General features: G+C 55.7%; 25 protein-coding genes. 13 read left to right on the top strand and 12 right to left on the bottom strand.

Annotated elements, in window-relative coordinates:
- Nucleotides 1–185 (top strand): transposase (locus tag G565_RS26390; protein ID WP_028671065.1); only part of this gene is annotated, 185 nt, incomplete at its 5' end.
- 285 nt (nucleotides 186–470) lie between these two features.
- Here the strand turns inward: G565_RS26390 and G565_RS0111535 are convergent.
- Entirely contained in the window at nucleotides 471–2204 is a 1734-nt protein-coding gene (locus G565_RS0111535; RefSeq protein WP_037338910.1) for an ABC-F family ATP-binding cassette domain-containing protein, read from the bottom strand.
- A gap of 417 nt (nucleotides 2205–2621) precedes the next feature.
- Here G565_RS0111535 and bicA point away from each other — a divergent pair, with 417 nt between their 5' ends.
- The gene (gene bicA, locus G565_RS23910) at nucleotides 2622–4271 is read left to right on the top strand and encodes a bicarbonate transporter BicA (protein WP_037338907.1); all 1650 of its coding nucleotides are present in this window, start codon (nucleotides 2622–2624) and stop codon (nucleotides 4269–4271) included.
- Between the two features lie 90 nt (nucleotides 4272–4361).
- Here the strand turns inward: bicA and G565_RS0111525 are convergent, their stop codons facing one another.
- The 3 genes from G565_RS0111525 to G565_RS0111515 all read right to left on the bottom strand — a co-directional run bounded on the left by G565_RS0111525 (nucleotide 4362) and on the right by G565_RS0111515 (nucleotide 7588).
- Nucleotides 4362–5420 (bottom strand): quaternary amine ABC transporter ATP-binding protein, encoded by a 1059-nt coding sequence (locus tag G565_RS0111525; RefSeq protein WP_028671063.1) that lies wholly within the window; start codon nucleotides 5418–5420, stop codon nucleotides 4362–4364.
- A 10-nt stretch (nucleotides 5421–5430) separates the two neighbouring features.
- Complete coding sequence (locus G565_RS0111520) at nucleotides 5431–6468, bottom strand: ABC transporter permease (protein ID WP_028671062.1); 1038 nt, start codon at nucleotides 6466–6468, stop codon at nucleotides 5431–5433.
- A 157-nt stretch (nucleotides 6469–6625) separates the two neighbouring features.
- Nucleotides 6626–7588, bottom strand: a complete 963-nt coding sequence (locus G565_RS0111515; protein ID WP_028671061.1) for an ABC transporter substrate-binding protein — start codon at nucleotides 7586–7588, stop codon at nucleotides 6626–6628.
- Nucleotides 7589–8115: 527 nt separating this feature from the next.
- On the opposite strand from G565_RS0111515, the gene G565_RS0111510 reads away from it, so the two are divergent.
- Nucleotides 8116–8406, top strand: coding sequence for a putative quinol monooxygenase (locus tag G565_RS0111510; RefSeq protein WP_028671060.1), 291 nt, complete (start codon nucleotides 8116–8118; stop codon nucleotides 8404–8406).
- On the opposite strand, the gene G565_RS23905 is transcribed toward G565_RS0111510, so the two are convergent.
- Together G565_RS23905 and G565_RS0111500 are read right to left on the bottom strand one after the other, a co-directional pair.
- Nucleotides 8395–9777, bottom strand: coding sequence for an MATE family efflux transporter (locus G565_RS23905; protein ID WP_051207800.1), 1383 nt, complete (start codon nucleotides 9775–9777; stop codon nucleotides 8395–8397). The genes G565_RS0111510 and G565_RS23905 overlap by 12 nt on opposite strands.
- A 35-nt stretch (nucleotides 9778–9812) precedes the next feature.
- On the bottom strand, nucleotides 9813–10250 hold the full coding sequence (locus tag G565_RS0111500) for a hypothetical protein (RefSeq protein ID WP_028671059.1): 438 nt from the start codon (nucleotides 10248–10250) through the stop codon (nucleotides 9813–9815).
- A gap of 121 nt (nucleotides 10251–10371) precedes the next feature.
- Here G565_RS0111500 and G565_RS0111495 point away from each other — a divergent pair, with 121 nt between their 5' ends.
- The gene (locus G565_RS0111495; RefSeq protein WP_028671058.1) at nucleotides 10372–11568 is read left to right on the top strand and encodes a multidrug effflux MFS transporter; all 1197 of its coding nucleotides are present in this window, start codon (nucleotides 10372–10374) and stop codon (nucleotides 11566–11568) included.
- 50 nt (nucleotides 11569–11618) lie between these two features.
- Here the strand turns inward: G565_RS0111495 and G565_RS0111490 are convergent, their stop codons facing one another.
- Entirely contained in the window at nucleotides 11619–12884 is a 1266-nt protein-coding gene (locus tag G565_RS0111490) for an MFS transporter (RefSeq protein WP_028671057.1), read from the bottom strand.
- 614 nt (nucleotides 12885–13498) lie between these two features.
- On the opposite strand from G565_RS0111490, the gene G565_RS0111480 reads away from it, so the two are divergent.
- Together G565_RS0111480 and G565_RS0111475 are read left to right on the top strand one after the other, a co-directional pair.
- Entirely contained in the window at nucleotides 13499–13711 is a 213-nt protein-coding gene (locus G565_RS0111480) for a DUF4177 domain-containing protein (RefSeq protein ID WP_028671055.1), read from the top strand.
- A 74-nt stretch (nucleotides 13712–13785) separates the two neighbouring features.
- On the top strand, nucleotides 13786–14166 hold the full coding sequence (locus tag G565_RS0111475) for a TM2 domain-containing protein (protein WP_028671054.1): 381 nt from the start codon (nucleotides 13786–13788) through the stop codon (nucleotides 14164–14166).
- Nucleotides 14167–14219: 53 nt separating this feature from the next.
- Here G565_RS0111475 and G565_RS0111470 read toward each other — a convergent pair whose 3' ends face one another.
- Nucleotides 14220–15098 (bottom strand): helix-turn-helix domain-containing protein, encoded by an 879-nt coding sequence (locus G565_RS0111470; protein ID WP_028671053.1) that lies wholly within the window; start codon nucleotides 15096–15098, stop codon nucleotides 14220–14222.
- 171 nt (nucleotides 15099–15269) lie between these two features.
- Between G565_RS0111470 and G565_RS0111460 the strand changes: the two genes are divergently transcribed.
- Nucleotides 15270–16199, top strand: coding sequence for a DMT family transporter (locus G565_RS0111460; protein ID WP_028671052.1), 930 nt, complete (start codon nucleotides 15270–15272; stop codon nucleotides 16197–16199).
- Complete coding sequence (locus G565_RS0111455; RefSeq protein WP_028671051.1) at nucleotides 16171–16359, top strand: hypothetical protein; 189 nt, start codon at nucleotides 16171–16173, stop codon at nucleotides 16357–16359. Before G565_RS0111460 ends, G565_RS0111455 begins: the two co-directional genes overlap by 29 nt.
- A 27-nt stretch (nucleotides 16360–16386) precedes the next feature.
- On the opposite strand, the gene G565_RS0111450 is transcribed toward G565_RS0111455, so the two are convergent.
- Complete coding sequence (locus G565_RS0111450) at nucleotides 16387–17364, bottom strand: endonuclease/exonuclease/phosphatase family protein (RefSeq protein WP_028671050.1); 978 nt, start codon at nucleotides 17362–17364, stop codon at nucleotides 16387–16389.
- A gap of 171 nt (nucleotides 17365–17535) precedes the next feature.
- Here G565_RS0111450 and G565_RS0111445 point away from each other — a divergent pair, with 171 nt between their 5' ends.
- Nucleotides 17536–18480 carry a 2-hydroxyacid dehydrogenase gene (locus G565_RS0111445; RefSeq protein ID WP_028671049.1) on the top strand — a complete coding sequence of 315 codons (945 nt, stop codon included), beginning with the start codon at nucleotides 17536–17538 and terminating at the stop codon, nucleotides 18478–18480.
- A 21-nt stretch (nucleotides 18481–18501) separates the two neighbouring features.
- Here G565_RS0111445 and G565_RS0111440 read toward each other — a convergent pair whose 3' ends face one another.
- Nucleotides 18502–19485 (bottom strand): NAD(P)-dependent alcohol dehydrogenase, encoded by a 984-nt coding sequence (locus G565_RS0111440; RefSeq protein WP_028671048.1) that lies wholly within the window; start codon nucleotides 19483–19485, stop codon nucleotides 18502–18504.
- A 196-nt stretch (nucleotides 19486–19681) separates the two neighbouring features.
- Here G565_RS0111440 and G565_RS0111435 point away from each other — a divergent pair, with 196 nt between their 5' ends.
- Complete coding sequence (locus G565_RS0111435; RefSeq protein ID WP_028671047.1) at nucleotides 19682–20038, top strand: VOC family protein; 357 nt, start codon at nucleotides 19682–19684, stop codon at nucleotides 20036–20038.
- 232 nt (nucleotides 20039–20270) lie between these two features.
- Nucleotides 20271–20417, top strand: a complete 147-nt coding sequence (locus tag G565_RS26385; RefSeq protein ID WP_084649347.1) for a DUF3096 domain-containing protein — start codon at nucleotides 20271–20273, stop codon at nucleotides 20415–20417.
- Between the two features lie 113 nt (nucleotides 20418–20530).
- Here the strand turns inward: G565_RS26385 and G565_RS0111425 are convergent, their stop codons facing one another.
- Together G565_RS0111425 and G565_RS0111420 are read right to left on the bottom strand one after the other, a co-directional pair.
- A complete protein-coding gene (locus tag G565_RS0111425; protein ID WP_028671046.1) occupies nucleotides 20531–21085 on the bottom strand; it encodes a hypothetical protein in 555 nt (184 codons plus the stop codon).
- 273 nt (nucleotides 21086–21358) lie between these two features.
- Nucleotides 21359–22351: an NAD-dependent epimerase/dehydratase family protein gene (locus G565_RS0111420; RefSeq protein ID WP_028671045.1), complete on the bottom strand. Its 993-nt coding sequence runs from the start codon at nucleotides 22349–22351 to the stop codon at nucleotides 21359–21361.
- Nucleotides 22352–22459: 108 nt separating this feature from the next.
- Between G565_RS0111420 and G565_RS27210 the strand changes: the two genes are divergently transcribed.
- Together G565_RS27210 and G565_RS23900 are read left to right on the top strand one after the other, a co-directional pair.
- Nucleotides 22460–22630, top strand: a complete 171-nt coding sequence (locus tag G565_RS27210) for a helix-turn-helix domain-containing protein (RefSeq protein ID WP_211227165.1) — start codon at nucleotides 22460–22462, stop codon at nucleotides 22628–22630.
- Nucleotides 22603–23352: a substrate binding domain-containing protein gene (locus tag G565_RS23900; RefSeq protein ID WP_211227164.1), complete on the top strand. Its 750-nt coding sequence runs from the start codon at nucleotides 22603–22605 to the stop codon at nucleotides 23350–23352. The genes G565_RS27210 and G565_RS23900 overlap by 28 nt, the downstream gene beginning before the upstream one ends.
- The last annotated feature ends 35 nt before the right edge of the window (nucleotides 23353–23387 follow it).

The following is a 23387-nucleotide window of genomic DNA, read 5'->3' as shown; positions in this document are numbered from 1 at the left end:
CAGGCTATCAGGCAAGCATGAAGGTCAGGAAACGAGTCGAAGAACCCTTCGGTTGGGGCAAGACCGTCGGTCCAATTCGCCAGATCATGGTTCGAGGGTTGGATAAGGCCAATCAGGTACTGAACCTCACCTTCATAGGCTGGAATCTGAGGCGAATGGTCAATATACAGGGGAGGTGCGCCTGATGGGTGCCCGACAGCCCGGGAAATCCCGGATCTCGGGTAAAAAGGGACGATTGAACCCGACCCAAATGCTGAAATCCCCTTGAAATTGCCTTACCCGAGCGGATTGATGGAAAAATATCGGTCTATTTCAACAGCCTGCTAAAGACACCCGCTCTATAGCATCATCAGCCTGGATTGGATTGGATTGAATTCGGAAGGAAGCTCATTTTCCTAATAATGGCTTTACCTTCCGAATAAGTCTGGTGTTAGTTGCTTCGATAGGTGACGCATCAACAAATGGCAATGTCACATGGAATCATTCAACATAGCCAGCTCCAGTCGCCATTCTTCCTGTTTTTTGGGCTTCTGAAACTTCGGTTTTCTGTCCTGGTCCTGTTTCAGTAGGTCCTCCAGTTCAACGATTCTGCTGAGTAGCCGTTCTTCGTCGGATTCCACGTTTGGTACGGTTGCTTCAGTCGAGGTGACGGTCCGGGTTTGCTCAACACTTGAATCTGGGTCAGGCAGGCTGTTCATGCTCTGGAAGTAGCCCGAGGGATCATGAACTTCTACCAAAACGCCGTTGTGAATCCACCAATACCGGGTCGCCACGTTCTCGATAAATCGTTGATCGTGGGAGGTAAACAACAGCGAGAGGCCGTGTTGTTTCAGGTCTTCTTCCAGTGTTTCTTTCCCTTGCAAGTCGATGTGGTTGGTGGGTTCATCCATGATCAGGAAGTTGGGTTGATCCAGTTGGAACGTCATCAGCAGGATGCGTGCTTTTTCGCCACCACTGAGCACGTTCACTTGTCGGTTTTGCTCCAGGTAGGGGAACCCCCACTGAATCAGAGCGCGCTTTATCGACTCTTCGCCGGCCGTGCTGTTCTGGCGCACCCAGTCAGCAATGCCGATGGGTTCATTGAACTGAGCCAGTTCCTGGTCAAAGTAGCCAATCTTCACATTTGGGTTAAACCGGGTACGGGTCTGCTCGCCAATCTCGGTTCGGTAGGTTCTCATGAGCGCTTCAATGCAACTGGACTTGCCACTGCCGTTAATGCCCAGCAGGGCAATTCGGTCTCCTGGCCGAAAGTTAAGGTCTGCTATGGAAAACAGGGGCCGGTCGTCGGGGCTGTGTATGGTTTCTTGTTCAAACACGAACACTTGCTTAGTCTTTAGAAAGTCCGGGTCTATGGTCAGCGATAGCCCTGAGCCTTGCGACACGAAGGTGACGTCGTCTTCGAGTTTATCGATTCGTTTTTCGATCGATTTCGCTTTTCGGGCGAATTTTTCGTTGTCGTGAATTTTTCCCCACAAGGCAAAACGCTTTGCACTGACGCGCAGTTTATCCAGCTCTTTTTCTTCGGCGTCACGTGTCTTCTGCGCCGCTTCGTCCAGATCTTGCAGGGCAATTCTGGAGTCTGAGTAGGCGACTGAAAAATCATAGGCGCGTTCATCACGCAGCCAGATCGTTTGCTTGCAAACTGAATCGAGTAAGTCCCGGTCGTGGGAGATCATCAGAAAGGCGGGCACCTCGGGTAAGCTGAGGTAGCGCTTCAGGAAGTACATGGCTTTTGAATCCATGTGGTTGCCCGGTTCATCCAGCAGCAACAACTCGGGCTCCTGAATGACGGCGCGAGCAAACAGAACCAGGTTCTTCTGGCCACCACTGAGGGCTGCCAGGGGGCGCTGCAACAACGCCGGCTCGAAGCCCAGTTGAGCGAGCAGGGCGTCTACCCGGTAGCTTTCGGTTAGGCGCTGATCTTCGGTTAGCTGATTCAGTACGGCGTCTTGAACAGGTACTTGCTCAAGCGATTCAGGCAGGAACTGTTCAACGATGCCCACTTTCACGCCACGTTGGCGGTTGATGCGCCCGGCGTCTGGCGAGAGTTCGCCTTGAATAAGCCTGAGCAGTGTCGATTTGCCACACCCGTTGTGGCCCACCAGGCCAATGCGATCGCCCGAATTGATGGACAGGGAAAGGCCGTCAAACAACGGTTTGCTACCGGCTTGATAAGAAAGGTCGATTACAGATATAAGAGACATAGTACACCCATGCGCAAAAAGAATGTGATGCACAGATGGTCACTGGGAAGGAGCGGATTTCAGCGAAATCTGTGCGTTAACGACGACACATTTGCGCTGAGCGTGGGTCTCCAAGGTGATATACGTAAGTTAATACGCATGAATCTGCAATTGCTTGCATCGGAGCCCTCCTTTTACTGATGAATGGTGAAACGGTAGTTTACTCTGGCAAGGCGGAATAGCAACACGGGCTGGACTGGCCAGGCCGTCGCCGCCATCGGAGACACCGGCCCGGGTACCTGTGTGTATCCACTCACCAGATCACCCTGTTTGTGTCGGATTGTTAACCGGCAGGATAAGGAGAATGAACCGATCGATACATGCGACAGGCAACATCATCCCCTACAATGACGTGACCGGATAAGACCTGATAAACGCATGCAGCTGTTCAACGACATTCGATTCGACAACCTCAAAGGCGATCTCTTCGGTGGCCTGACCGCAGCGGTGGTTTCCTTGCCCATGGCGCTGGCCTTTGGCGTCGCCTCTGGCGCAGGCGCTGAAGCGGGCCTGTATGGTGCGGTTCTGGTGGGGTTGTTTGCGGCGCTGTTTGGCGGCACATCCACGCTGATCTCCGAGCCCACCGGGCCGATGACCGTGGTAATGACTGCTGTGCTAACCACGCTGATTGCCGACAACCCGGAAAATGGCAGAGCCATGGCCTTCACCGTGGTGATGATGGCGGGTCTGTTCCAGATTGCGCTGGGCGCCCTGAAACTCGGTAAATACATCACCCTGATGCCCTACAGCGTCATTTCGGGGTTTATGTCGGGCATCGGCATTATTCTGGTTATCCTGCAGTTAGCGCCGTTTCTCGGCCACCCGAGCCCGCCGGGAGGTGTAACCGGTACCCTGGCCGCATTACCAGGCATGCTGGGCAGCATTAAACCCGTCGAGTTCATTCTGGGTGCGGTTACCATCGGCATTTTGTTCTACGCGCCAAAGCGCTGGACTCGTTATGTGCCTGCCCAGCTCATCGCGCTGGTTGCGGGCACGCTGTTCTCGTTAACCGTGCTTGGCTTTTTTGAGGTACGGCGGATCGGTGAGATCGATCTGGGTTTGCCCTCTTTGGTGGTTCCCACCTTCAGTTGGGATCAGTGGAATGCCATGGTCGTCGATGCGCTGGTGCTGGGTACACTCGGTTGTATCGATGCGCTACTAACCGCTGTTATCGCCGATAGCCTCACTCGCCAGGAACACAAATCCGATAAAGAGCTGGTCGGGCAGGGCATTGGTAACCTGGTCTCGGGTCTGTTTGGCGGGCTACCCGGTGCCGGTGCGACGATGGGCACGGTCGTGAACATTCAAACCGGGGCGCGTTCGGCGCTGTCGGGTGTGATGCGAGCGGTGACGCTGATGGTGGTGATTCTTGGCGCCGCCCGATTAACCGAGAGTATTCCATTGGCCGTGTTGGCGGGTATCGCTGTGCGGGTGGGTATCAACATTCTGGACTGGAGTTTTGTTAAGCGCGCTCACCGGGTGTCGTGGAACGCGACTTTTATCATGTACGGGGTGATGTTCTTTACCGTCTTTTTTGATTTGATTGTGGCCGTTGGGCTGGGCGTGTTCATCGCCAACATCATCACCATTGAGCGACTCAGCCGCGAGCAATCCCGAAACATCAAAACCATCACCGACTCCGATGACGCCATTGCCCTCAACGGGGAAGAAAAGCAGTTGCTCGATGACGCGCACGGCAAACTGTTGTTGCTGTACCTGAGCGGCCCGATGATCTTTGGCGTCTCCAAAGCCATTGCCCGCGAACATAATGCGGTCATGAATTGCACGGCTATGGTGGTTGATATCAGTGACGTCCCACTGGTAGATGCCACCGTGTCGCTGGCGATTGAGAACGCGTTAATTGATGCGCTTGAAGCCGGTAAGCAAGTGTTTATTGTTCGGCCAGCTCAGGAAACGTCGAGGTTTTTGGAAGGCGTGGGCGTTTTTGACATGATCCCGGCTGAGCACCTGTGTGGCTCCCGGCTGGAAGCACTGCGCTTGGCTGCTGAGGCGATTCATCGGGTTTAACCGGCTGTTAAAAAGCTCGCCTGCTTGCCCTTCGTTGAAACGGTCGTCCAGTGCCAACGAAGGGCAACACTCGGTGAGCTCGATCGTTCTTTATCGGGCGTTGTTGCGTTCCTGGCTGGCATCGGTCGGTACCAGGGCGCGCACCAGTCGCTTCATGCTGAGCATGCCAACCGGTTCACCATCCTGCATGACCCGATACCGGTACGAGGTTTCCCCACCTGAACGTGCGATGACGGATTCCAGGTTGTCGTTGGCATCAACGTCTCCGGCGCAGTCTGTTGCAATGTCCTGTGTTTCGTCCATCACTGACCGAACGCGCAACACGCGAGCGCGGTTTATGTCGCTGATGAAGTCGATGATGTAAGGGTCATTGGGGTTCATCAGGATATCCTGAGGTTCACCCTGTTGCACGACACTGCCTTCTTTCAGAATGACCAGGTGGTCGGCCAGTTTAAGGGCTTCATCCAGATCGTGCGTAATGAACACAACGGTTTTTTTCAACTCTTGCTGCAGTTCGATCAGCAAATCCTGCATGTCGGTCCTGATCAGCGGGTCGAGTGCCGAGAAGGCTTCGTCCATCAGCATGATGGGGGCGTTTGAGGTGAGTGCCCGGGCGATGCCCACCCGTTGTTGCATGCCGCCGGACAGTTCATGAGGATACTGGTTTTCATTGCCCTCCAGCCCGACACGGGCGAGCCACTTTGTCGCTTCTTCTTCGTACTCGTGTCGCTCAAAGCCACGGGTTGCCAAGGCCATACCCGCGTTATCAAGAACGGTCCAGTGCGGCAGCAGTGCAAACTTCTGGAATACCATGGTCATGTGCTGGCGTCGCAAATCCCGCAGTTGGTGGTCGGTGTAGTGGAGCACGTCTTCGCCGTCGACTTCGATGCGACCGGAGGTCGGTTCGATCAGGCGGTTAAGGTGGCGGATCAGCGTCGATTTCCCTGAGCCTGACAACCCCATGATGACGGTGATTTCACCTTCGCGCATGTCGACGTTGATGTCGTGAAGCCCAAGTACATGCCCGTGCTGGTCGAGAAGATCCACCTTGCCCATGCCGTCTTTGACGTGTTGCAGGGCGCCCTGCGGGTCTGCACCGAATATTTTGTACAATTCGCGAATCGAGATTCTAACGGGGTTATTACTCATACAGCGGCCCTCAATCCTTTCTCGATGAATCAATGCGTGCCAGCGATGCTTTGGTCACCCGGTCCAGTATTACCGCAAGCACCACAATACCCAGCCCGGCCACGAGGCCCACGCCCAGTTCCAGATTTCGGATACCCCGTAGCACCAGAACACCCAGACCCGGTGCACTGACCAGAGACGCAATGACTACCATGGCCAGACTCATCATGATGGTCTGGTTAACACCCGCCATGATGTTGGGCAGTGCGAGCGGAATTTGTACCTTGTAGAGTTTCTGCCGGTCGGTCATGCCGAATGCATCGGCGGCTTCAATAATGTCTTTGTCGACCAGACGAATGCCAAGGTTGGTCAGTCGAATCACCGGGACAATGGCGTACAGAATAATGGCGATGCCATAGAGCTTAGATTCCGTCACACTGAACAGAAAGATCAACGGGATCAGATACACAAAGGGCGGTAGCGTCTGCAGCATATCGAGCACGGGTATGGCCGCTCGCTGCAACGTATTACTGCGTGACATCGCAATCCCGATAGGTACCCCGAGCAACACGCAAATGAACGCGCACACAAAGATGATCGAGAGCGTCTGCATGGCGTAGTCGTAGTGGTCAATGAAGGCCAGGCCCGACAAACAAACACCGACGAAGGCGACCAGTTTCCACGACTGGGTGACCAGCCGGACGACCAGCAGCAACATGGGAATGACGATCCACCAGGGTGTCGACAGCATGGTGAAGAGGGCACCGTCCAGTAGCCAGCTTAAGGGTTGGGTAATCGGGTCGAGGACGATACTCATCGAATCTTTAACGCCGAGGAACCCCTCTTCGAGCCCTTTGGTCAGGCTGCGCGATTGCGGAAATGAGCCGCAGGCGTCATTGAGGGCATCCATTGAGGGAAAGGGTGCATCCCAGATCGAGGTCTGGGCATCATCACCGGCACCGCTGCTCTGGTTCATCAGGTCGGCCATCGACATAGGGCCATCCTGTTCTGTCTTGTCGCACCAGTCGCTCAGGCCCAGACCGGAAAACACGGAATCGTATACTGCCATGATCGTGGTTTACCTGTGGTAATGCGGCAAACAGATCTGTCTGAAAACCTGCTCGGCCTGTTATTGCCGTCGGTTTTCAGTCAGCCCCGTATGCCGTCAGGAGGGAGAAAGGGCGGCCAGTGGCCGCCCTGCTTGGTTGAGTGCTGTCGCTTACCTTTTAGAGCAGGTTGGACAGGTTCGACCGTGCTTCATCGTTCAGCCAGGCAGACCATTCGTCTGAATAGTTCTGCAGGTAGTACACCGCCGCTTCTTCACCGGAGGCGTTGTTTTCATCCATCCATGCGAGGATAGAGCTCATTACGCTGGTTTCGAAGCTCAGGTGGCTGAGCATGTCGGCGACTTCCGGTTCACGTTCCTGAAAGTCCGTTGTGACAGCCGTTAGAATCGGCGCGGCAGGAAAGTCCGACACACCGGGGTTGTCCGCATTCTGGTTCTGGTTGCGGGCATGGATCTCTTCGTTCACGTCACCCAAATCGACACGCGTCATGTCGTATTTGCCGAGCGGCACGGTTGGGCCCCAATAGTAACCAAACCAGGGTTCTTCATCTTCAACGGCCGATGCCATGGAAGACGCCAGTGTTTGGCCTGAGCCATGGTTGAACACTTCAATGCCCGTGCTCTCCAGTTCCAGGGCGCGAACCAGGTTGTCACTGACCACACGGCAGCCCCAGCCATCCGGGCAGTTATTGAATTGGTTGTTCACCAGTTCAGGGTTGTTCATGATCCCTTCAATGGTGGTCAGCTCCGGGTGTTCCTCTGCCAGATAGGTTGGAATCCACCAGCCCTCGACACCACCGGGCTCCAATACCCGACCCAGACGCTGGATGCGGCCTTCGTCTTCCAGGCGGTTGTAGACTTCACCGGTCGAGTTGAGCCACAGCTCGGTGACGATGTCGGGTTCGCCGTTTTCAGCGACTGAGGTGACGGCGGGAACGGTATCGGAGGGTACGACGGTGACGTCACATCCATACCCTTGCTCCATCAGAAACGTCGCGACTCCGGTCACGACTTCATTGGACGCCCAGCCCATTTCGGTGATGGACACTTCGCCACAATCGGCAAAGGCGGCTGACGACATCGACAGCGCACCGGCTGCCATTGCTAGGGTTGTTTTACGCATGCGTACTACTCCTGGGTTGCAGAAAAATTGAATCAACGCTGGAAAGGCGCTGCTGCTCAGTGGTCGCGCGTTGGCGGTGCCAGGAAACGAACGATGTTGCGCCAGTCGCAAATTCCGATACGGACCGACGACTGTTTCCGGGCATTGAGCAGAAAAGGAGAGGGCCGGCTGATCGCCGGTTGGATCAAGAGGCTGCAAGGACGTTTAGCGGCTGTCGGATACGGACACAGCGTGGTCTCTGGTGCACGCGCGGTGGGTGCAGCAATTGATGCGACCTGTGTCGGTATGTTGGTGGCAACCAGCAAACGTACTGCCTCTATAGCTTCGAGGCGGCGTACCCTAGTGCATTTGGGATCTAATTCCAAATGTTCTCTCGGTCCGGGTAGTAACACATTGTACCGATCAGGTGTGGCCCGTTGGCCGCGTATCGGTGTTCAGAATCTGCATGCTCCCGAGATGAGCGCGTTTGAGGAAAGGGGGTGTCATGGTCTATTCTCGGTCACACTGATCAATAGCCGGTGACCGAGATGAACCAGAATTTGACGATTGTTGCAAAAATAGAAGCCAGCGCGGACCAAATCGCGTTGGTAAAGGCCGAACTGAAGAAGCTTGTAGCCCCGACGTTAAAAGAAGCAGGCTGTGTCCGGTACGATTTGCATCAGGATAACGAAAACCCGGCAATCTTTCTGTTCTACGAGGTATGGGAAAGCCGCGAACTTTGGCGCGACCACATTGGCAATACTCACCTCGCAGAGTTCAAAGCCGCGACTGAAGGCGCCGTTGTGTCGACAACATTGAACGAGATGTCAACGCTCTGACAATGGCGTGAACGACTCGGATGAACGCTCACCCGTGGGAGCCGGTTGCAGGTTGCCCAGATAACGCCGACACCAGTACCAGCCAGCGAGGGCGATAATCGCGCTGCCGAGCCCCTGCCCAATCAACACCCCCGGCGCACCCAGCCAACGTGCGCCGAGCCACACAAACGGCACGGTAAACAGAGTTGCCTTGAGTACGTTAAACAAGGTCGACGTTTTCGGAGCCCCCAGGTTGTTAAACAACGCATTGGTTACAAAGGTGATGCCGTTGAAGACAAAGACGGCGCTTAGCCCCAGGGTAAACCAGCGAATCAATTCCGCGGCTTGTGCCGAGGCCTGGAACGCCCAGATGATCGGCTGGGTCAGAGCCGCCAGGGCCAAACACACCACCAGGCAATAGCCCGCTATAAAGCGGATCGATTCGGTGAGCACAGCTGACACTCTATCGTACGACTGTGCGCCCCAATTCTGCCCCGCGATGGGCCCTACCGCGCCCGATAAGGCAAACAACGCCACGAAGGCCACTTGCTGCAAACGGGTGATGATTGCCAGGCCGGCAATGGCCGCATCGCCAAACTGGGCCATGCTGGCGGTCACAAACGCCAGGCCAATGGGCGTCGCCAGATTGGTAAATACAGATGGCACCGCAATGCTGCTGATGGCCGGCGTGTCTCGCCGCAGGGCGGCCGGATCAGGCCAGGATAACAGACTGTATTTGTACAGTTTGGACACGCCGTAAGCGAAGATGGTCAGGCGTGCCATCGCACTCGCTATGGCGGCACCGGTAAGCTCGAGGTTGAGCGCAAAAATCAGTATAGGGTCGAAGATGGCGTTGACGATGGCGCCGCTCAGGGTGACCCAGAGCGCGCCTTTGGCATCGCCTTTGGCCCGCATGACACCACCGGCTGCCATGCCGATAGAGACCGGCACGAACGAGGGCAGAATAATGGCGAGGTACGACGAGGCCTGCTCCAGGGTATAGCCCTCGGCCCCGAGTAACGTCAGCAGCGCGTCGCGCCACCAGAAAACCGAGCCAGCCACCAGCGTCGTGATTACCAGAATCAACACAAAGCTGCTGGCGATCAGTTCACGCGCCCGTTCGACATGGTTCGCCCCGAGGGCCCGCGAGACGGTGGCGCCGACGGCGATGGTCAGGCCAATGCTCAGTGACTGGCAGAAAAAGAGAATCGTGGCTGCAAACCCCACCGCTGCGGCCAGTTCACGCTCCCCAAGCAGGGATATAAAGAACAGATCGACAAAATCGACCGTAAACAAGGCCAGCAGACCGAGACCACCCGAGAGTGTCATGCGGTGGATGTGTTTTGATACTGGGCCTGCCAGGTAGCCTGCCGGGGCCTTGGAGGTGGTCATAGTCTGTTCCAGCTAAGAGTGTCGGAAGTAGAGCGTTAGTGTGGCTTTATCATGTGCAATTGAGACAGGTACTGTTGATCGAGCAAAAAGGAGATCTCTGGTGTATGACCCTCGAAGATCGGTGCCTGAAATAAAACGAATCGCTGATCAACAAGCGGCTTCAGGCTCCGTTTGATGGCGCCTGAATGAAAATAGGCACGGTCCCGGTCGCCGGAGAGTTGGTAAAAGGCATCAACCGAAAATGCAGGCACTACCCACCCGGGCAAGTCAAAATAATTAGGCGTCGCATGGTATCCGGCTTTTCTGTAAGACAGGATGTCGAGTGAATACCCGGGCTGATAATCCAGATCTCGTTCCTGCAATATTTCTGTGAAGTAGAGGTCCAGATAATCGTCACTCAGCAATCGCTCAGTGGAGTATAGGCCCCGGTTATCAACCAGAGCAACGCCCCCGGTTGGCTCAGGGAGCCCCATCCTGCTCCCGGAAAACCGTGTTGCTCCGTGGAATTGAACCGGGAAAGCGTTACCATAGCCGGCCTTCGGACCGCGACACAACTCACTTTAGTACAGGTCCCCTTTGTATAGGATTCTTTCTGTGAAAACCGACATGATTAAAATGGCGCTGATACTGGGCCTGCTAAGCTGGATTGGCCCTTTTGCCATTGATATGTATTTGCCTGCGATGCCAGCCATCAGCGAGGACCTGGGGGCTTCGGTATCGGCCGCTCAGTGGACGCTGATGTCCTTTTTTATAGCGTTTGGCCTGTGCCAGCTGTTCTATGGCCCGGCCTCGGATGTGTTCGGGCGTAAGCCGCCGCTCTATTTCGGCCTGAGTATTTTTGGACTGGCCTCGGTGGGGTGTGCTTTTGCGCCGACCATCGAGTGGCTAATCGCCTTGCGCTTTGTACAAGGGGTGGGCGCCGCGGCGGTTATGTCCATTCCGCGTGCAGTGATTCGTGATCGTTACACGGGGTTTGAGGCCACCAGAATGATGTCCACCATCATGCTGGTCATCGCTATTTCTCCGATGTTGGCACCGCTGATGGGCACGGCCATTATTGTGCCTTTTGGCTGGCGCGCTGTTTTTCTGGCCGTTGCGGTCGTGACCGTATTAGGGTTGTTCCTGACCGGTTTCGCTCTGACCGAAACCCTGGCGCCTGCTGATCGTGCGCCGTTCCGTTTCAAGGCCATGATGAAAGCCTTCGGCGTGCTGTTCCGGGACCCCGGGTACATGGGGCTGACGTTGATTGGTGGCATGGGTATGGCGAGCTTTTTCGCCTTTCTGGCAACGGCGTCGTTTTTATACACCGGTTACTACGGCTTGACGCCGTTCCAGTTCAGCCTGGCTTTCGCATTGAATGCACTGGGCTTTTTCAGTACCAGTCAGATTGCGGCCAACCTGGGCGCCCGCTTTGGTTCGATAAACGTGGTGAAATGGGCGGTGGCCGGCTACGCCACATCGGCCTGTGTGATGTTTAGCCTGGTGGCCCTGGGTTACGACAGCTTCCCGTTGTTGGTGGTCCTGTTGATAACAACCTATGCGTTTCTGGGGCTGGTTGTGCCTACCTCTATGGTACTGGCGCTGGAAGAGCACGGGCCCATCGCGGGCACCGCCGCGGCTTTGGGCGGCACCCTGCAGATGATGCTGGGTGCGTTGTCCATTGCTTTGGTTAGCCTGGTATTCGACGGTACGCCGCTGATGCTGGCCAGCGCTGTGGCACTGTGTTCTCTGCTGGCAGCTGCGCTGTCGATGTTGACGCTGCGCGGGACGCCACAGCAAGCGGTCGCTTAACCGGCTGTTGTTATTCCCGGAATGTGGGCATTAGCCGTTTAGGCAACCTGTCAGGCATCCGCCTCGGCTTCTCGTTCGGCTTCGGCATGTTCAGCGGCCCAGGCACCCGCTGCTTCAACGGCTACGGGCGATGCGGTGGGTACCACGCCCAGGTAACTTTCGGTATCTGCAACCGGGGTAATGGCGGGCTGCGTCATTCGGTACAACGCATAAAATGCGATGATGGCGAATGTTCCACCCAGCACGGGCCAGAAGGCATAGGGCCCCAGCGATTGCATTGCCCAGCCGGTGATCAGTGGGCCTACAATGGCACCCAGCCCGAAAGTGAAGACAAGTCCGCCGGAGGCTGCGGGCATGTCTTCGGCTGACAGAGAATCGTTGGTATAGGCCAGAAACAAAGCATACAACGGCGTCGTTACACCACCGGCGAAGAATGCGGCTGCCATCAGTAACCAGACCCCTCCATCGGTTATCCCGCCTAACAGGCAAGAAGCAGCCCCGAGCGCGGCGGCGGCAAAGATCAGTTTGCGCCGGTCCATTCTGTCCGACAGCCAGCCGATAGGGTATTGCAGCAACAGCGCACCGGCGAACAGCATGGCTACGAACAGCGCGATTTGTGTCGCGGTCATCCCTATCTGTGAGCCGAAGACAGCGCCCATCCCGGTTTGGGTTGCATAGGCGCTGCCGAGCAGAAAGATGCCGACAGTGCCGAGCGGTGAGCCCAAAAAAAGGTGGCGCAATAGCATGGGGCGGGCGACAACAATGGAAGGGGCCTGAGTGGCGGACAGCAAAATGGGCGCAAAGGAAATGGAAACCAGTATGGATGCACCGATGAACAGAACGGATGTGCCTGCGTCTCCCAGCGTCAATATTCCCTGGGCACCAATGATGCCCAGTGTTTGCGCCATCATGTAGGCAGACAGCACCTTACCCCGGGTTTCGTTGGTGGAGGCATCGTTCAACCAGCTTTCGGCCGTGACGTAGATGCCCGACATGCAAAAGCCGACCAGAAGCCTGAGAACCGCCCAGGCCCAGGGTTCAGTGAGCAATGGAAACGCAATTAACCCGGCCGACATGAAACTGCCCAGTGCGGCGAAAACGCGAACGTGACCTACCCGCCGGATCAAGCGCGGTGTAAACCGGGCTCCAGACAGAAACCCCATGAAATACATCGAGGTGACGATGGCCAGCTCAGCCGCGGAGAACCCTTCGATGCCGCCGCGCAGACCGATCAGGGTGAAATGCATGCCATTGCCCAGCATGATCAGTACGATGCCGAGCAACAGGGGCCACACGCCCGATAACGTTTTTAACATAACCCCTCACCGGTCTACCTTAGGAGCCATCAAATCAGTGCCCGCGCCACCAGACGTCACCGTGCTTTGCGAATGATAATTCAAGCCGTGGCTTTAAGGCAGTGGACGGTTCTCTGTGTTCGGGCGCTTACAGGCTATGTAAGTGTCAGCAGCGCAACTGTACGCACCGGGATCATTGCACGGTTAGGGTGATGGCGCAGTCACCACAGCGCCTGGTTCATGTCTGTTTACGACGCGGTGCCGCAGTATGGGTGTTTTTTGATGGGCTTCCTGCCCACAAACATCGGCGTGGCTACTCGCTGGGATGAGAGCAGTGAATTCGCGAATGCCAGAGAGGCTCCGTTTACTTCGGGTACTGCGATTGTGACTGAGTTGGCAGTGAAGTCGACATTTGCCGTGTAACCCGGTGTGGCCGGTGGGTTATCCTATGCGAGGTAGTGTTAAACGCAGGTTGTTATGTCTGCGTTTGCTGCCAGGCACGCCACAGTCGCGTTAAACAACGCTGTTGGTCCGCTGCATTAGCAAAGGTAAAGGTTTCGCTTTAAGACGTCACTACTGTCAGGCCTCGCAGTGGTGCAGTAACTCTAAACAGAGGCAAGACAAGGAGCCAATTGATGGCGTTTAAAGAATACAAGGTCATGAACATCGTTGAAGGAGGTTTGGGAACGATCTTTCTGGGTGCTTCGGGTATTCCGGTTAAGAAAATGGAGATCGCGCTTAACAGGGAAGCGGCTGAGGGTTGGCAACTGGTATTCCAGATTCTGGAGCAAAAGCGCTTTTTGTTGTTCTGGAAGCGTGAGGCCGTGGTTATTACGCTGGGTCGTTAAACGTTGCGTTCCTGGCAAGCGATTGCCTTGCCAGGACAACCACTGGACCACCAATGGACAACAGGACAGTCACTATGTCATCCAAAGAAGATCGTCAGGCTGAAGAAGAGCGTATCAGAACACTGGTTAGGGCATTGCCTGATGAAAAACGAGCCGATTTTTTCCGTCGGTCGGAGAAGAAGTTAAAAGACCCGGATACCTACGCGACGCTTAATTTCATCTTCATGGCCGGCTTGCACCATTTTTATCTCGGTCGGTGGGCGCGAGGTTTGCTAAACATTGTCGTTTTCTGGATGGGTATTGCCCTTCTGTTTACTGAACACTTTTTGGTGGGCATAGCCGTAATACTGCTTATCACCCTGGCCGAATGTGTTGAACTGTTCAGAGCGCAGGGGATTGTTCAGGCATATAACAATGAGCAGATGAATCGTATCTATAACGAGCTCAGTCACTGATTGTGTGAAAGAAGCAAAATCGCAAAAGGCAGGAGGCCTTTTTCAACAACCTGCTAGTGATTCAACGCTCTGTACGTAGACGGGCTGATACCTGTTTCCGCGCGAAAGCGGTTGCTGAAATGACTGCTGGATCCGAAGCCGCAATGGAAGGCGATCTCGGTCATCGTTAACCCGGTTTGGGCAAGCAGTTGCTGCGCCTGTGACAGCCGCCGGTGCAGAACGTATCGATGGGGCGGGTAGCCGGTTGCCTGCTTGAACATTCGGGCAAAATGGTAATCGCTCAGGCCGGTTACGTCTGCCATGTCTGTCAGGGTGAGCGGTTGGCTCACATGCTGCTCAATAAATTCAACGACGCGCTTTAGCTGCCAGCCAGGCAACCCGCCGGTAGGGCGCAGAGTCGGCAGCTGACGCTGACTGTAGTGGCGAAGTGTGTGGATCAGGGCTGTTTGAGTCGCGGAATCCAGCGCCAACTGGTCCAGAGGGTCCTGCCAGTTACTCTGGCTCAGGGTGGTGCAAAACAGCTGCGTCAGCAGGGCATCCTGAGCGAAGTCGATTTCATCCAGTTGCACACTGCGTCCGTCTTTATCCCACACCTGCTCGATCAACTGGCGCAGGTGGGTATCGCTGAAATAGAAGTGCAACAGGGAAATCGGCCCTGTTACATCCCAGTTGGTCACCAGGCTGGCTGGCATCAGGCACACACTGTTACTGGTTTGACTGCCGATGGTGTGTGACCCCTGTCGGCGGACAGAGTGTCCTGCCCCTTGCAGATAAACGCTGAGGGTGTGGTGGTCTGATTGAATGTTCTCGATCTTGTCTTTCTGATTGTCCCAGCGTGCGAGCGCCATACCATTTTTAAGCCGGGTGCTGCCGACCAGTTGGGCCTGTGTTTGGTTCATTCTGGGGTATTGGCTCAGGGTATCGATGGGCATGAAAGCGGCTCCTGGTTGCCAGGCAAACAGTACTCAGACTGAGGCAAATGATCAAATTCATTCGCCAATGAACAGCAAGATCAGGCAAGTGTCGCAATCGCAGGCAAGCGCGCAAGCAGGGGTTGAGTGATGCTATGCCTGACATCATTAGCGCCTGGAGCTTTGCACACCATGAACATCGCTTTATACATTTCTACGGTTTTAATCTGGGGGTCAACCTGGCTGGCCATTGCGTGGCAGGTCGGTGAGGTGGCGGTTCCGGTGTCTGTGTTCTATCGGTTCGCCATTGCAGCGCTGGTGCTGATGGCGGCGCTAAGCCTGTTTCGCCGCCGGCAGAGCCTTCAATTGACCGACCATCTGTACTGCCTGTTGCAGGGCATCTGTGTGTTTGCGCTGAATTTCTATTGTTTTTATGTGGCGGCCGGTTACTTGCCCAGCGGCCTGATTGCCATTCTGTTTTCCATGTCGACGCTGTTTAACGCGGTTAACGGTTTCTTGTTTTTTCGTACGCCGGTACCGCGCGTGTTCTACCTTGCACTGGCGTTGGGTTTGCCGGGTATGGCCCTGATTTTCTGGCAGGACCTGATGGCCGTTGAAGCCACCTGGACCCTGCTGGGAGCCGTTGGCCTGTCTCTGTTGGGTACCTATGGGTTCTCGCTGGGCAACATGGTGTCGGTTCGGCATCAGAGACGGGGGCTGCACATTAACACCACCAATGCCTTTGCCATGTTCTATGGTGCAGTGTTCATGGGGAGCATCGCGTTGATTCAAGGGGTCAGTTTCAGCTTGCCGGCAGAGCCGCGCTACCTGGGCGCTCTGGTGTATCTGGGGGTGGTCGGTTCGGTAGGCGGGTTTGGGCTGTACTTTATGTTGGTCGGGCGAATTGGGGCGGGTAAAGCGGCCTACGCTACCGTGTTGTTCCCACTGGTAGCGCTGGCCTTGTCGACCGCGTTTGAAGGCTACCGGTGGCACGCTCACGGACTCATCGGGCTGGCCATGATCGTCAGCGGGAATTTGTTGATGTTCAATGCACACCGGTCCGTGTGGCGGTGGTTGCTGGCCCGGGCGGGGCGTGCAGCGCCAGTTCGTTCCGAGACGTGATTTTCACTGCTCGCCCGATGGGGCGCGACTGGCCTATCGGGCGGACCTTGAATCATCGGGCGTTGTTGAGCTGCACAGTGCTTCAGCCGATGGCAGTTCATCGCTCAAAGTCAGTGGCGCTCTGATTCCCGAAGGTGATGTGGTTGACTACAGCTGGTAGGCAGCTGGCGGAATGACAGGCGGCAGATCATTGTTCGGCTTTCAACCGATAGTGCACGGCCCGGTGGTCGGTATACCGTTGATCGGTTTGGACGATACGGAACTCTCCCCCGGCGAGGCTGTCTGTTATTAATAGGTGATCGATAAGTTCACAGTTACCGGAAAAGGTGTAAGAACAGTCCGCTGCAGTCGGAACCCTGGCGTTGGCATACAGGGTGTTTTTGAGTACACCGGATGAGGTCAGTATGGTTAGTGGCACCGACGCAGGTGTGTCGTTAAAATCACCCAGGACGATTCCATGGGTTACCCCTTCGCGTTGATGGAGGGTGTTAAAGTTGTTGAAGATGGCATCGGCCTGGGCCGCCCGGCGATCGTCGTTGGCGGGGTTGGCTTTGGACAGAAAGTGACTGGTGATGATTGCCAGGTTGCCCTCTGGCGTATTTACAACGGCGCCGACGACCTTGGTAGGAATGACGCTGGTTTCTTCATATTCACCACTGGAATCGGCAAAGGTCGTGGGGCCGTACACAACCGGGAACCGGGATAGAATGCCGACATCCTGGCCGGTATAGGTGTCTCTGCCTGACATGCATATTGAAAACCAGCCAGTAGTGGCGAGCTCTTCGATAAAATCGTCGAGAATATGACAGCCTTCAATTTCCTGAAGTGCCACCAGGTTGGCATCTTTTTGAACAATTAGATCTGAAAAATAGGTGATCTCAGCGCTATATTCAGCGACGGTTGGGATATCACCGGCATCCATCACTTCGCCATCAATAGTGTTATCGAAGTCCCAGAGCCATTCTGCATTTACCGTCATGGCTGACAGCCAATATTCTGAATTCTGATCGTCAACGCTAGAGCTGTCTCCCGAAGTCGAATCTTCATTAGAGGCGCTGCCAAAAGAGCTTTGCTCCAGACACCCATTGATCAGAGGAAGAGTTGCCAGCAGTAGAATTTTACAAGTTGATGAGAACACAATACCTTCCTGCCACACCGACGTCATGAAGCTGAACCTGCCCGTCTGGTTTCCAGATGGCAACGGCTAAGCATATTGGCCTCCATAATCACCTATTTGTAACCGCTTTGCCAGATGCCCAAAACCGGGTATGTATCTGTCCTCCATTTCCTTTTGGAATGAGATAGCATGGTTGTGTACTCATACCCAAGGACCCCTATGAACGTTCTGTTTGCGGCACCCGAAGATGCCTGGGGTGGCATTCTGCATCGCTTTCGTGCGGCGTTGCCGGATGTAACCTTCACCGCTGGTGGGCTAAACCCCGGCAGCCTTGCTGGTTATGAGGTGGTGATTCCCACCATGAGCCGGATCGATGCGCGTTTGTTGCAGACGGCTGATCGGTTGCAACTGATTCAACAGATTGGCGCGGGCCTGGAAGGTGTTGACCTGGATGCGGCCAAGCAGCAAGGCATTGCGGTGGCTAATGTGCCGACCGATGTTTCCGGAAATGCCGACTCGGTAGCGGAAATGGTCATCTATTTCATGCTGGCGCTGATGCGACGCACGGCAGAGCACACTGAACAGCGACACCGGATGCAGTTAGGTGTTCCGGTGGGTCGCAGTCTGATGGGCGCGACGGTGGGCATTGTTGGTTTTGGTGCCATTGGCAAAGCCGTAAGTCGGCGCCTGAGCGGTTTCGGCGTCAGGCAGGTGGCGATCAAAGCCACCCCCGACGCAGCACTGGCGTCTGAGTACGGACTGGGTTGGCTGGGTAGTCTGGCCGACCTGCCCCGCCTGCTGGAGGAATCCGACCTGGTTGTGCTGACGTTACCAGACTCGGAGCAGACGCATCATCTGTTTGATGCCAGCCGATTCAGACAGATGAAATCGGGCAGCTATCTGATCAACGTCGGTCGCGGTGGCTTGGTGGAGCGCAACGCCTTGCATGCAGCGTTGAGTGAGGGGCTATTGGCTGGCGCGGCGCTGGATGTGTTCTGGCAGGAGCCTCCCGACCCGGACGACCCGATTTTTGCGTTGAATCTGCTGACGTCACCTCATGTTGCAGGCCTCAGTGACCGCTCGGTCGAGGGCATCATGCGGGGGGCGGCGGAGAATATTCAACGGTTGCTGGCGGGCGACGCCCTGAGTCATCGCCGGGTATAGTCGGGTTTTTTTCGGGTACAGTCAGGTATTTCGTCGCATCGAAATCACGACACATCCCACACGTTGCTCGGTCTCTACGCGACGATGCGCTTCAGGCGCTTCCTGCATCGGGTAGATCGAATCCATTAGGGGTTTGATGGCACCGGCTTCGATCATGTCGCTCAGTGTCTCCAGTTCTTCCTGCTTCTCGCCCGCCAGGCTAAGAACGGCTTTTTTGCGGGTAAAGCGATTGGTCAGTGCGGCGCGCAGCATATCGGATAACCGGGGGTTCCCAATCAGGTAGTAGCCGGTGTCGTTGAGTAACTGTACCCAGGCTGGGTATTCGCTTTGAGCCACCATATTGAAAATCACATCGTAAGTCAGGCCCTGTCGGGTGGGGTCAGTGTGTGTGTAATCGATAAAATGATCGGCACCAATTCCTCGCAGCCGGGTTTCCTTGAACCCGGCGTCAACGGCGGTTACCTCTGCTCCCATAGACTTGGCAATCTGCACCGCAAAACTGCCGATGCTCCCGCCTGCGCCATTGATGAGCACCTTGTCACCGGGCTTTATGTTGGCTCTGCTCATGAAGTGCAGGGCATTCAGTCCACCCAGTGGCACGGCCGCGGCTTCCTCTGATGACAGCGTGTCTGGCACCCTAACCAGGGTGTAGTGTGCAGGGAGACACAGATACTCTCCGTAGGCTCCCAGTCGAAACTGCGTAGAACCAAAGAGACGGTCGCCGGGTTTGAACCGCGTGACCTTGTCGCCAACCGAGACTACCTCGCCAGCGAAATAACCACCCAGTATGGGTTTGCGCGGTTTAAAGACGCCCAGGAACAATCGCAACGGCAACCAGAACCATTTAACCGGAAAGTGAAAGCTGCGCAGTTCGCAGTCGCTTTTGGTGGCTTCGGCCGCATGAACCCGAATGCACACTTCGTCGTCTTTGGGTGTGGGAGTTAATACGTTTTCAACTTTCAGAACATCGGGCGTTCCGTATGCACGATAAGTGATGGCTTTCATCGTCTTCCTTCTCGGGATGCCTGGTTAATGGTCACTGTGTTTGAGCTCAATATAGGGCGTGGAAAATGCACAGTCGATATATACCCTACGTTTTGATGTATATAGCGCAAGTACTGTATAAAATACTGGTTGACACGGCGAGTCAGGAGTGATTTTCTAGTGTCCTTGCAGCCAAAAAGTCAAGCAGGGAGTTACCATGAATCAGCATGGAAAGATCAACTACGTCGAAATGCCCGCGCGAGACATAGCGGCAACGAAGCGCTTCTTTGGCGCCGCTTTTGGGTGGTCGTTTGTCGACTACGGTCCCGAATACACTGCCCTCGAAAATGCGGGGCTGGACGGGGGCTTTTTTAAATCTGAACAGTCAGCGACGACCAGCAATGGCAGTGTTTTGGTGGTGTTGTACAGCGACAACCTCAACGCTACATTGCAGCAGGTTAAAGCCGCCGGAGGAGCTATCATGCGGGAGGTATTTGAGTTTCCGGGTGGCCGTCGCTTTCATTTTTCAGACCCCAGTGGGAATGAATTTGCTGTGTGGTCAGAGCCTGAATAGCCACTGTTCTTTGACCGGATCGTGATGGAGCTCATAAAAAAACAGGTCGCATCGCGATGCGTTCTCAGGCAGTGTGGCAAGACGGAAATCAGGTGTAACACGGTTTGCGCCACCCTGAGGTTCTGAAGGATCGTTCAGGCACGCGCCACGGTGCTTAGAATCGGGGAACATCGTAATATGGGGCCTGACACCGCCGCGCGCGACATCTCACTTATTGAAAAGGAGACTCACCATGACACTGCATCTGCAAATCGCTCCGCTGATCTCATTGGCTGCCGGCATTGCGATTCTGGTTTACCCGAAACTGTTGAGTTACATCGTAGCCGGTTACCTGATTGTGATTGGTGTACTTGGCTTGCTCGGTTACGGTTTCCGGTAAAATCATCCCGCCCGGTGTCAATTCGATGTTAGGGCTGTTCAGGTATCGAGTGTATCGACCTGCTACCCCTCTTCAGGCTATGCCGAAACCAGCCGGAAAAGGGGTTATTGATTTCAGTATGCAACGTAGTTGATTGATTCGGAGGTCAGCACTTCACCGTCACTATCGACTGCTTCCAGTACAATGACGAAAACCGAGTCGTCGATCGTCGTCAGTTCGCTGCTGAGTGTGCCACTCTCAACTCCGGTATCCAGCTCTACCAGCAACGTCGATGCCTCTCCGTTTAAAAAGTCTTCAAGGGTTATGTACGACAGTGTCAGGGTGGCGGCGTCTCCCTCTCCGACGTAATTGACGGTAGCGCTGAAGGTGTAGTCTTCGCCCAGGACCAGGGGTAATTCGCTATCGGGGCTAACCTCACTGAACTGAAGATCACCGAACCCTTCTCCACCTGTCCAGCGAGGGAAGGTGCCGGCCTGGTTCAGGATGCGTACTTCGTCAACCAGCCAGCCACGAAAGCCATTGTAGAGTTCATCGACCGTATCGAATGTGAACCGCAGACGCAGCTGTTCGCCGGTGTAGTCGCTGATGTCGATCGGTTCCTGCCACAACCAGGCCGGGGCTTTGTTGTAACCCCGGTTGCTGAACGGCAGCGGGATGAGTGTTTTCATGTTACGAGTTCCATGTGCTTGATGCGATCCTTGATTGGTGCGCGATTCTATAAACCCCTCCTCCGCAGAGGAACGGTTATGGTGTGTTTGTATGATGGAGTTCACGGTTTTAGTGATATGCGATGGATTGAAACAGTTGCCTGTGGCGTTCGGGGGCGCCCTTTGACTGCACTGTTGTGTGGTCCCGGTAGGCGATGATGGATCCGGTAAGCCTCTGAAGACACCTCAAGGGTCTGTGCGAGTTGTGTGAGGCTTTCCGGTAGGTCCAAGCCGTCAGGCGGGTGTCGCTCGCGGCTTCAACTCTTGTATGCAGCCAAGGTTTGTTAGGGTCATAGTCAGTGCCTGTCTGATCGGTGTATGGGGCTCCTCGCCGAGAAACGCCGCCAGTTTGTGGTTGTTCAGCCGCAGGGTGTTTTCCCACAGATACCGCATTTCCGCCAATTCCCTGAAGGTTTCATTAAAAGGCCCGATGAGTCGTAACGACCACCATGGGAATCCGCGGATGGTCGCTGCCGGTTCTCCGGCTGCATCGCGAATGGCTTCTGCCATGCCCACGCCCGGTGCCAGGTAATGCCCGCCAAGATTGAAGCTGGCAAAGGCGTCCAGCTCCCGGCGCCGCTCTGCCAGGCGAGCAAAGGTTTCCGCCAGGTCTGGCAGGTAGGCCCAGGCGTGTCCCGCCTGGTGCTGGCCCGGGTAGGTGACCGATCGAACTCTGCGGCCCGGTTTTACCAGTACGTTCTCAAACCAGGAGCTGCCCGCATTGGGGCCGAAGAAATCCCCAGCGCGCAGGATAATGCTCTGGCACCCATGCTTCGCCGCGTCCTTCAGCATCTGCTCCATTTCAACGCGTATTTTTCCTTTCCTGCTGACCGGGTTTTGCGCGGACGTCTCGGTCACATCCGGCCAGGCATCCGGCCCGAAGTTGTAGACGTTGCCCGGGAACAATAGGGTGGCGCCGCTGGTTTTAGCCGCCGCGATGCTTGCTGTCAGCATCGGCAGTGCCAGGCCGCGCCAGTTGCGGTAGCCGGGTGGGTTGACCCCGTGCACGATCAGATTGCAACCCACGGCTGCCTGGCTGACGGCGTCGGAGTGCGTGGCATCGCCCTGTTGCCAGTCGATGGTTGGCCAATGGCCTTTCAATGTGAGTTTTGCCTGTTCCGGGTTGCGGTGCAGGGCGCGCAGTTGCCAGCCGTGGTTCGCCAGGGCGCGGGCCGTGGCGTTGCCCACGCCGCCGGTAATGCCCAGTATCAGTGCTATGCCTTTCATGGTGTTCTCCTCGGTGGTTCTGATGGGTGTGCTGTCTGGAGAACAGAATGTGCTAGTATTTGATGAATTGAAATTCGCTAATTTAGCATGGTTGATATACGAAAATTAATGGATAAGCCAAATCATGTCTGGGATCTGTACCGTTCACTGCTTGCGGTCACGCGTGAGGGCAGTTTGTCGGGCGCTGCCCGTCGCCTGGGGCTGACTCAGCCCGCCACATTGATGCACTGGAATCATCGCTGGGTACCGCCTTGTTCACCCGACACCGGAACGGCCTGACTGCTACCGATGCCGCGCTGGCGCTGATTCCTCATGCCGAAGCCATGGAGGCTGCTGCCGCCGCGCTGGTGCGGGAGGCTTCCGGTAAAGACCCGGCGTCACCCGCAGGCACTGTCCGGATTACCGCGAGTGATGTGGTCGGCAGTGAGATCGTTCCGCGGATACTGGTGCCGTTTCGGCAACGCTACCCGGGTATCACGATCGAACTGGCCACGTCGGACCGGGTCGATAATCTCCTGATCCGCCAGGCCGACATCGCCATTCGGATGACCCGGCCAGATCAGGACGCGCTGGTGGCGAAGCGGCTGGGTCAGGTACCCATTGGGTTGTTCGCGCACAATGACTATCTGGCCCGCTATGGAACGCCAGCCAGTATGGACGACCTTGCCGGCCACGCCCTGGTTGGTTTTGATCGGGACGATTCCGCATACCGAGCCGTGAAAGCCGCGGGTATTACGATCGACCCGGCCGTTTTCAGGTTCCGCACCGACAACAACGCCGCCCAACTGGCTGCCGTGCGCGCAGGGCTGTGCATTGGCGGTATGCAAAGTTTGCTGGCGGCTGAAATGCCGCAATTGGAACCGGTGTTGCCAGAGGCGTTCCGCTTCAACCTCGAAATGTGGCTGGTCATGCACGAAGACTTGCGTTCGGTGCATCGGGTTCGGCTGGTGTTTGATCATCTTGCGCAAAGTTTGCAGCCCTGGGTTGCAGCAGATTGCTGACCGTCATTGAATGCCCCTAGTCTGCTAACATGTCG

The organism is Saccharospirillum impatiens DSM 12546 (assembly GCF_000423605.1).
Classification (GTDB): Bacteria; Pseudomonadota; Gammaproteobacteria; order Pseudomonadales; family Natronospirillaceae; genus Saccharospirillum; species Saccharospirillum impatiens.
Note: the sequence above shows the minus strand (reverse complement) of the source record. Positions and strands in the feature narration are given on the sequence as shown.

Bases quoted from the DNA above. Each gene is read 5' to 3' on its own strand.
- G565_RS0111420 (WP_028671045.1), bottom strand. From the start codon at position 22,351: ATGAAAGGCATAGCACTGATACTGGGCATTACCGGCGGCGTGGGCAAC.
- G565_RS0111520 (WP_028671062.1), bottom strand. From the start codon at position 6,468: ATGGCAGTATACGATTCCGTGTTTTCCGGTCTGGGCCTGAGCGACTGG.
- G565_RS0111445 (WP_028671049.1), top strand. From the start codon at position 17,536: ATGAACGTTCTGTTTGCGGCACCCGAAGATGCCTGGGGTGGCATTCTG.
- G565_RS0111450 (WP_028671050.1), bottom strand. From the start codon at position 17,364: ATGACGTCGGTGTGGCAGGAAGGTATTGTGTTCTCATCAACTTGTAAA.
- G565_RS0111460 (WP_028671052.1), top strand. From the start codon at position 15,270: ATGAACATCGCTTTATACATTTCTACGGTTTTAATCTGGGGGTCAACC.
- bicA (WP_037338907.1), top strand. From the start codon at position 2,622: ATGCAGCTGTTCAACGACATTCGATTCGACAACCTCAAAGGCGATCTC.
- G565_RS0111435 (WP_028671047.1), top strand. From the start codon at position 19,682: ATGAATCAGCATGGAAAGATCAACTACGTCGAAATGCCCGCGCGAGAC.
- G565_RS0111525 (WP_028671063.1), bottom strand. From the start codon at position 5,420: ATGAGTAATAACCCCGTTAGAATCTCGATTCGCGAATTGTACAAAATA.
- G565_RS0111500 (WP_028671059.1), bottom strand. From the start codon at position 10,250: ATGGGGCTCCCTGAGCCAACCGGGGGCGTTGCTCTGGTTGATAACCGG.
- G565_RS0111475 (WP_028671054.1), top strand. From the start codon at position 13,786: ATGTCATCCAAAGAAGATCGTCAGGCTGAAGAAGAGCGTATCAGAACA.
- G565_RS0111510 (WP_028671060.1), top strand. From the start codon at position 8,116: ATGAACCAGAATTTGACGATTGTTGCAAAAATAGAAGCCAGCGCGGAC.
- G565_RS0111490 (WP_028671057.1), bottom strand. From the start codon at position 12,884: ATGTTAAAAACGTTATCGGGCGTGTGGCCCCTGTTGCTCGGCATCGTA.
- G565_RS0111535 (WP_037338910.1), bottom strand. From the start codon at position 2,204: ATGTCTCTTATATCTGTAATCGACCTTTCTTATCAAGCCGGTAGCAAA.
- G565_RS23905 (WP_051207800.1), bottom strand. From the start codon at position 9,777: ATGACCACCTCCAAGGCCCCGGCAGGCTACCTGGCAGGCCCAGTATCA.
- G565_RS0111440 (WP_028671048.1), bottom strand. From the start codon at position 19,485: ATGAAAGCCATCACTTATCGTGCATACGGAACGCCCGATGTTCTGAAA.
- G565_RS0111480 (WP_028671055.1), top strand. From the start codon at position 13,499: ATGGCGTTTAAAGAATACAAGGTCATGAACATCGTTGAAGGAGGTTTG.
- G565_RS0111515 (WP_028671061.1), bottom strand. From the start codon at position 7,588: ATGCGTAAAACAACCCTAGCAATGGCAGCCGGTGCGCTGTCGATGTCG.
- G565_RS0111470 (WP_028671053.1), bottom strand. From the start codon at position 15,098: ATGCCCATCGATACCCTGAGCCAATACCCCAGAATGAACCAAACACAG.
- G565_RS0111425 (WP_028671046.1), bottom strand. From the start codon at position 21,085: ATGAAAACACTCATCCCGCTGCCGTTCAGCAACCGGGGTTACAACAAA.
- G565_RS26385 (WP_084649347.1), top strand. From the start codon at position 20,271: ATGACACTGCATCTGCAAATCGCTCCGCTGATCTCATTGGCTGCCGGC.
- G565_RS27210 (WP_211227165.1), top strand. From the start codon at position 22,460: ATGGATAAGCCAAATCATGTCTGGGATCTGTACCGTTCACTGCTTGCG.